The organism is Hydrogenophaga sp. (genome assembly GCF_041913525.1).
Lineage (GTDB): Bacteria > Pseudomonadota > Gammaproteobacteria > Burkholderiales > Burkholderiaceae_C > Hydrogenophaga.
The window spans coordinates 103,522-110,392 of record NZ_JAYSFD010000013.1 but is presented as its reverse complement, the minus strand read 5'-3'; the positions used below and the strand labels follow the sequence as shown (position 1 = coordinate 110,392).

General features: G+C 67.9%; 6 protein-coding genes and 1 pseudogene. 1 reads left to right on the top strand and 6 read right to left on the bottom strand.

Annotated elements, in window-relative coordinates; all coding sequences use genetic code 11:
• Together ACE3RQ_RS15420 and ACE3RQ_RS15415 are read right to left on the bottom strand one after the other, a co-directional pair.
• A pseudogene (locus ACE3RQ_RS15420) lies at nucleotides 1-655 on the bottom strand (urocanate hydratase); the annotation flags it as partial.
• A gap of 28 nt (nucleotides 656-683) precedes the next feature.
• A complete protein-coding gene (locus ACE3RQ_RS15415) occupies nucleotides 684-2,012 on the bottom strand; it encodes a YjiH family protein (protein ID WP_374522934.1) in 1,329 nt (442 codons plus the stop codon).
• Nucleotides 2,013-2,139: 127 nt separating this feature from the next.
• Here ACE3RQ_RS15415 and hutC point away from each other — a divergent pair, with 127 nt between their 5' ends.
• Nucleotides 2,140-2,841, top strand: coding sequence for a histidine utilization repressor (hutC, locus tag ACE3RQ_RS15410; protein WP_374522933.1), 702 nt, complete (start codon nucleotides 2,140-2,142; stop codon nucleotides 2,839-2,841).
• Nucleotides 2,842-2,883: 42 nt separating this feature from the next.
• On the opposite strand, the gene ACE3RQ_RS15405 is transcribed toward hutC, so the two are convergent.
• The 4 genes from ACE3RQ_RS15405 to ACE3RQ_RS15390 form a co-directional block, all read right to left on the bottom strand.
• Nucleotides 2,884-4,209: a sulfatase gene (locus ACE3RQ_RS15405; RefSeq protein WP_374522932.1), complete on the bottom strand. Its 1,326-nt coding sequence runs from the start codon at nucleotides 4,207-4,209 to the stop codon at nucleotides 2,884-2,886.
• A 19-nt stretch (nucleotides 4,210-4,228) separates the two neighbouring features.
• Entirely contained in the window at nucleotides 4,229-5,020 is a 792-nt protein-coding gene (locus ACE3RQ_RS15400; RefSeq protein ID WP_374522931.1) for an SDR family oxidoreductase, read from the bottom strand.
• A gap of 9 nt (nucleotides 5,021-5,029) precedes the next feature.
• A complete protein-coding gene (locus ACE3RQ_RS15395) occupies nucleotides 5,030-5,776 on the bottom strand; it encodes a FadR/GntR family transcriptional regulator (protein WP_374522930.1) in 747 nt (248 codons plus the stop codon).
• Nucleotides 5,777-5,841: 65 nt separating this feature from the next.
• Nucleotides 5,842-6,819 carry a Bug family tripartite tricarboxylate transporter substrate binding protein gene (locus tag ACE3RQ_RS15390; protein ID WP_374522929.1) on the bottom strand — a complete coding sequence of 326 codons (978 nt, stop codon included), beginning with the start codon at nucleotides 6,817-6,819 and terminating at the stop codon, nucleotides 5,842-5,844.
• Nucleotides 6,820-6,871: the final 52 nt, after the last annotated feature.

Below are 6,871 nucleotides of genomic sequence, written 5' to 3'. Positions count from 1 at the left end.
CCTGCTTGTCCACGTAGCGGGTGCGCAGGCGGAAGTCGATGCTGCTCTGCTGGCACTCGATGTTGAGCGAGCAGGCGCCGGCCAGCGTGGCCGCCAGGGGCTGCGCGCCGCCCATGCCGCCCAGGCCGGCGGTGAGGATCCACTTGCCCGAGAGGTCGTTGTTGTAGTGCTGGCGGCCGGCCTCCACGAAGGTCTCGAAGGTGCCTTGCACGATGCCCTGGCTGCCGATGTAGATCCAGCTACCGGCGGTCATCTGGCCGTACATGAACAGGCCCTTGCGGTCGAGTTCGTTGAAGTGTTCCCAGTTGGCCCACTTGGGCACGAGGTTGCTGTTGGCGATCAGCACGCGCGGGGCGTTGGCGTGCGTCTTGAACACGCCCACCGGCTTGCCCGACTGCACCAGCAGCGACTCGTCTTCGTCCAGGTCTTTGAGCGAGGCCAGGATCTGGTCAAAGCAGGCCCAGTCGCGCGCGGCGCGGCCGATGCCGCCGTACACCACCAGGTGCGTGGGGTTCTCGGCCACCTCGGGGTCGAGGTTGTTCTGGATCATGCGGTAGGCGGCTTCGGCGATCCAGTTCTTGCAGTGCAATTCGGTGCCACGGGGCGCACGGATCACGCGCGTGGGGTCGAGGCGGGGGTCGGTGTTGGTGGTCATGGGGGACTCCTGAGAAAGGGCGGCGGGATCAGGCGATCCAGCCTTGGGCAAGGGCAAGGTGGCCGATGGCGGCGGCCATCAGCAGACTGAGGACGGTGCGCACAAACCAGATGGCCACCATCTGGCGCAGCGACAGGGGAATGCGGGTGGCCAGCACGCAGGGAATGGAGCCCGAGAAGAACAGCACCGAGCTGACCGACACCACGGCCGCCACGTAGCGAACCACCGGGTCAGCGCCCTTGAGCTGAATGGCGGGCAGGAACATCTCGGCCAGGCCCGAGGCCAGGGCCTTGGACGTCACCATGGGGTCGGCCAGGCCGGCCACCCACACAAAGGGCACCAGCAGCAGGCCCAGCAGGTCAAACACCGGGGTGTAGCGCGCCAGCAGCAGGCCGATCAGGCCCACGGCCAGGATGGTGGGCACCACCGCGCTGGCCATGGCCACGCCGTCGCGCAGGTTGTCGCGCAGCACACGCCACAGGGCGGGCGAGCCCTGGGCCTGGGCAAGGCCAGCGTCCCAGGCGGCTTGCCAGCGGGTGCGGCCGGCGGGCAGGCTGTCGCTCACGCCGCCGCTGTTGTCCATGCGCGAGATCGGGGGCAGCCAGGCGGTGATGGCCGTGACGGCGAACGCGATCACGAAGGTGGACCAGAAATAGAAGTTCCACGCGCCCATGAGGTTCAGCGTCTTGGCCACGATGATCATGAACGCCGCCGACACGGTGGAAAAACCGGTGGCGATGATGGCGGCCTCGCGGGCGGTGTACTTGCCCTCCAGGTACACGCGGTTGGTGATCAGCAGGCCCACCGAGTAGCTGCCCACGAACGAGGCAACGGCGTCAATGGCCGAGTGGCCCGGGGTGCGCCAGATGGGCCGCATGATGGGCTGCATCAGCACGCCCACCAATTCGAGCAGGCCAAAGCCCACCAGAAAGGCCAGGGCCATGGCGCCCAGGGGCACGATCAGGCCCACGGTGAGGGCCAGCTTGTCAAACAGGAAGGGCAGCATGTCCTTCTGGAACAGCACCGCCGGGCCCGTGCCGCTGAGGTACATCAGCGCCAGCACCAGGCCCAGCACCTTGAGCAGGCTGAACACGGTGCTGGTGGCCGAGGCGCGCCAGGTGCCCTTGATGAAAGGTGAGGCGGCTCCCCACACCATGAGCGCCAGCACAAAGGCAACGGCCAACGGGCGTTGCTGGGTGGCCAGCCAGGTGGCGGCGTGGTCAAACAAGATAGTGGACTTGCCCGCGATCTCGACCGGCAGGAAGAACATCACCAGGCCTAGGGTGCTGTAGGCGATCAGCCGCAGCAGCGCCGTGGCGCGGCTGCCGGATTGGGTGGGAATGGCGTGGGCAGTCATGAAACTTCTCCTCGTGTTAATGTATATACAGGTTGTTCGATTTGCTCTGTATATGTATATACAACTCTATGGGCCACAATCCTCGCTGTCAAGGCAGCGAAGGGCCTGAAACCTAAGTGGAAACCCTATGTCCGACAAACGACCCGCTTACCTCACCATCAAGCAGCACGTGCTCGATCGCATTCAGTCGGGGGCCTTGAAGCCCGGCGATGCCATCCCCGGTGAGGAGGCGCTGGCGCGCGAGTTCGGCGTGTCGCGCATGACCGTGAACCGCGCCATGCGCGAGCTGAGCGACGAGCAGGTGGTGGACCGCATTCAGGGCGCGGGCACCTTCGTGGCGCAGCAGAAGTTCAAGGCCACGCTGGTCGAGATCCGCAACATCGCCGACGAGATCGCGGCGCGTGGGCACCGCCATCACAGTGAGCTGCAGTTACTGGAGCGCGCCCGGGCGGGCGAGGGCCTGGCGCGTCGCTTTGGCCTGAAGCCCGGGGCCACGCTGTTCCATTCGGTGGTGGTGCACTTCGAGAACGAGCAGCCCATTCAGGTGGAAGACCGCCACGTCAACCCCACCGTCGCGCCCGACTACCTCAGCCAGGACTTCACCACGCAAACGCCCAATGCCTACCTCATGCGGGTGGCCCCCTTGCAGGGCGTGAACTTCGAGATCGAGGCCTGCGAGCCGCCGCCCCGCATCGCGGAGATGCTGCACATGCCCGCCAGCGAGCCCTGCCTGGTCTTGCACCGCCAGACCCATTCGCAGGGCATGGTGGCCTCGGTGGCCTCGCTGTGGCACCCCGCTTCGCGGTATCGCTTCACGGGCAGTTTCTGACGGTGCTTGGCCAGGGCCCGCGAAGGGGGCCTTCCCTTGTGATCACCGCTGCGGCATGTCGGCCTTGGAGTAGCCCAGGCTCACGGTGGCGTCGTCGGGAATGGCGGGCATGCTCGCGTCCCAGGTTTCCCAGGCCTCGCGCATCTGGGCCAGGCGCTGTGGCTGTGCCTGGGCCTGGTTGGCGCGCTCGCGCGCGTCGGTGCTGATGTCAAACAGGTAGTCGTGGCCGTCCACGCGCAGGTACTTCCAGCGGCCCAGGCGCATGGCGCGCTGGCCACGGTGGTTCATGCGCCAGAACATGGGGCGCTCGAACGTGTGGGTGGCGTCGCGCAGCATCGGCAGCAGTGACACACCGTCCCACTCGTGACCCGGTGCCGGCTTGGCGCCACCGAGTTCCATCAGGGTGACGGACCAGTCCATGGTGAGGCATTGCTGCGAGCTGACCGAGCCGGGCGCAATGGCGGCGGGCCAGTGCGCGATCCAGGGCACGCGGATGCCGCCCTCGGTCAGATCCATCTTGCCGCCCACCAGGGGCCAGTTGTCAGAGAAGCGCTCGCCGCCGTTGTCGCTGGTGAAGACGATCAGGGTGTCGTGCAGCAGGCCCTCTTGTTCCAGGGCCTGCACCAGCCAGCCGATGCCCTCGTCCATGTGGTGGATCATGCGGCGGTAGCTCTCCACGTTGCCGCCGTCCAGGTGAAACAGGTTCTTGGCCACCTCGGGCGCGATGTGCGCGTCGTCGCGCGTTTCCCAGGGCCAGTGCGGCGCGGTGTAGTGCAGGCTCAGCAGGAAGGGCGTGTCGCCACGCGCGCCGTTGGCCATTCGGTGCACATAGTCCACCGCGCGGCGTGAGAGCAGGTCGGTGAGGTAACCCTCTTCAGCGTGTTCTGCCTCGCCCAGGTACAGGTCGTGCGCGCCGCTGGGGCTGTGGTGCGTGAAGTAGTCCACCCCGCCAGAGACAGCGCCGAAAAATTCGTCGTAGCCCGACTTCGTGGGGCCGAAGTGGGGCGGGTAGCCCAGGTGCCACTTGCCAATGAGGGCGGTGCGGTAGCCCACGTCGCGCAGGAGGGAGGGAAGGGTGGGGTGCTGCGGCGGCAGGCCCAGGGTGGTGCTGCCCTTGCCCTTGGCGCTCAGGGGCTCTTCGGCCGCGCCGCGCAGGCGGTACTGGTAGCGGCCGGTGATCATGGCGAAGCGCGTGGGCGAACACACCGGTGAGTTGGCGTAGCCATCGGTCAGGCGCAGGCCATTGGCCGCCAGGCGGTCGAGCACGGGCGAGACCGGGCCAAAGGCCGCGTCGCGGCCGCCGTAGCAGCCCAGGTCGGCGAAGCCGAGGTCGTCGGCCACGATGAAGATGAGGTTGGGGCGTTTCACAGGCGGGTCTCTTGATGGCTTAGCCGCTGATCACCACGCTCACGCCGCCGTCCACCGCCAGCCACTGGCCGGTGATGTGCTTGCCCGCGTCGCTGGCGTACAGCACGGTGATGCCCTTGAGGTCTTCGTCGTCGCCCAGGCGCTGCAGCGGCGCCATGGCCGCCAGGCGTTCCTCGCCCAGGGCCTCCAGCGTGCCGTGGGTCATGCGGCTGGGAAAGAAACCGGGGCAGATGGCGTTGACGCGAATGCCGTGCGCGCCCCACTCGGTGGCCAGCGCGCGGGTGAAATTGATCACCGCGCCCTTGGAGGTGTTGTAGGCAATGGTGCGGATCTCAGGCCGGTTGCCGCCCAGGCCACCGATGGAGGCGATGTTGATGATGCTGCCGCTGCGCCGGGGAATCATGTCGTGCCGGGCGATGTGCTGGCTCAGCAGGAAGTAGCCGCGCACGTTGAGGTTCATCACCTTGTCCCAGGCCTCCAGGGGGTGGTCCTCGGCAGGCGCGCCCCAGGCAGCGCCCGCGTTGTTCACCAGAATGTCCACGCGCCCGAGCAGGCGCAGGGCCTCATCGCCCAGGCGGCGAATGTCGTCCTCGCGGGCGCAGTCGGCGGCGATCCAGTCGGCCTGGATGCCGCTGGCGCGCAACTGGGCCACGGCCTCTTCCAGCTCGGCAGCCTTGCGCGCGGCCACGACCACGCGGGCCCCGGCTTCGCCCAGTGCATGGGCCATTTGCAGGCCGAGGCCGCGAGAACCGCCGGTGACCAGGGCCGTACGGCCGCTGAGGTCCATCAACTGTTGAACGTGGCGTGTCATGAAGGGAATTCAGGGTTGGGGTGGTTCGCCGGTCAGGTCGGCGGGAATGGGTTGTTCCATGTCAACGCCCGCGAACTCGAAGCCGCGCCGGTGGTCGGCCAGGTGCTTGCGGGTCCAGGCCTCGGCCGACTCGGCGTCGCGCTGGCGCAGGGAATCGAACACCTGGCGGTGCGCCTCCAGCAGGCGCTGGCCCGACTGTGGCAGGCGCGGCGCGATGGCGGCGTAGCCGGCCAGCATCAGCAGGCTGATGGGCGCGCGCGCCAGCAGCAGCGCCTGGTTGCCCGCGGCCTCGGCCACCAGCGACTGGAACTCGATGGTGGCCTTCACCGGCGATTCGCCGGCCTGCACCAGTGCTTCGGTCAGGCGCAGGTTCTGCTCCATCAGGGCCAGTTGCTCGGCGCTGACGCGCTGCGCCGCCAGGCGGGCGCACATGGGCTCGATGGTGGTGGCGGCTTCCCACACTTCGCGAAAGCTCACGCGCTGCAGGCGCAGCGCGCGCTCGGCGCTGCCGGTGAGGTCACTCTGGCGCGGTACCGTGACCACCAGGCGCTTGCCCTCGCGGCGCACCAGGCCGTCTTGCTCCAGTTGCCGCAGGGCCTCGCGCACGGTGGAGCGGTGCACGCTGTAACGTGTCGAAAGGTCGGCCTCGATGGGCAGCGCCTCGCCGGCGCGGATGTCGCCGCGCACGATGCGTTGGCGCAGGTCTTCGGACACGACGCGGTAGGCTGGGGTCGAGCGCGGGCGCGGTGGGGTCATCTCGGCAGGGCGTGAAGTGGGGGAGCGGAAATTCTAGGAGCGGGGGTGCTAACCCCCGCTTCACTTCAGTCGGCCGTGAAGCCCGAGGCCTTCACCAGCGGTTCCCACTTGCGGGCCGAGGCAATCTGGCGGTCGATCAGCTCTTGCGTGGACTTGCCCACCGGCATGTAGCCCATGCCAATGAGCTTCTCGCGCACATCGGGCATGGCCATGATCTTCATCAGCGCGCGGCTCCAGGCTTCCACCGCCGCCGGTGGCGTGCCGGCCGGGGCGTACAGGGCATTGAAGCCCGCGCTGCTGATGGAGGGCATGCCCAGTTCGGTGAAGGTGGGCACGTCAGGGGCCTGGGGAATGCGCTCTTCGGTGGACACGGCCAGCAGGCGGATCTTGCCGGCCTTGTGCAGTTCCACCTGGCTGCTGGCCACGTCGATGGCGGCGTTGATCTGCCCGCCCATGAGCGCGGTGTTGATCGGCGCGCTGCCCTGGAAGGGAATGTGCTGCATCGGCACGCCGATCGCGTTGCCCACGCCAATGCCGAAGAAGTGGTGCGGCGCCCCCACCGCCGGAATGCCGAAGTTGGCCTGTTGCGGGTTCTTGCGCGCCCAGGCCACGTATTCGGCCCAGTTGTTGATCTTGGCGCCGCTGCCCACCGCGAAGCCGAAGGCGAACTCGGCCACGGTGCCAATGGGCGCCAGGTCTTTCTTGGGGTCGTAGCTGAGCTTCTTGAAGGTGAACGGGTAGATGGAGCTCAGGGCGTCCGGGCCGAGCATCACCACGCGGCCATCGGCGGGCGAGGCCTTCAGCGCATCCACCGCGATGCGGCCGCCCGCGCCGGGCTTGTTGTCCACGATCACCGGGCGGCCGAGTTCCACCCGGGCCTTCTCGGCCAGCAGGCGGGCAATGGCATCGAACGAGCCGCCGGCCGGGAAGCCGACGAGGATTTTGGCGGGCGCGGTGTCTTGCGCCTGGGCGGTCAGGCCGCACAGGCCAAGAGAGGCGGCCACCAGGGCGTGGGTGAAATGGCGGCGTTGAACGAACTTCATGGGTGTCTCCTCATGGTGGGGGTGGAAAGGTGGTGCTGGCGGTCTGTGCCGC

Excerpts from the sequence above, each read along its gene's own strand:
- ACE3RQ_RS15415 (WP_374522934.1), bottom strand. The coding sequence starts at position 2,012 with ATGACTGCCCACGCCATTCCCACCCAATCCGGCAGCCGCGCCACGGCG.
- hutC (WP_374522933.1), top strand. The coding sequence starts at position 2,140 with ATGTCCGACAAACGACCCGCTTACCTCACCATCAAGCAGCACGTGCTC.
- ACE3RQ_RS15400 (WP_374522931.1), bottom strand. The coding sequence starts at position 5,020 with ATGACACGCCACGTTCAACAGTTGATGGACCTCAGCGGCCGTACGGCC.
- ACE3RQ_RS15395 (WP_374522930.1), bottom strand. The coding sequence starts at position 5,776 with ATGACCCCACCGCGCCCGCGCTCGACCCCAGCCTACCGCGTCGTGTCC.
- ACE3RQ_RS15390 (WP_374522929.1), bottom strand. The coding sequence starts at position 6,819 with ATGAAGTTCGTTCAACGCCGCCATTTCACCCACGCCCTGGTGGCCGCC.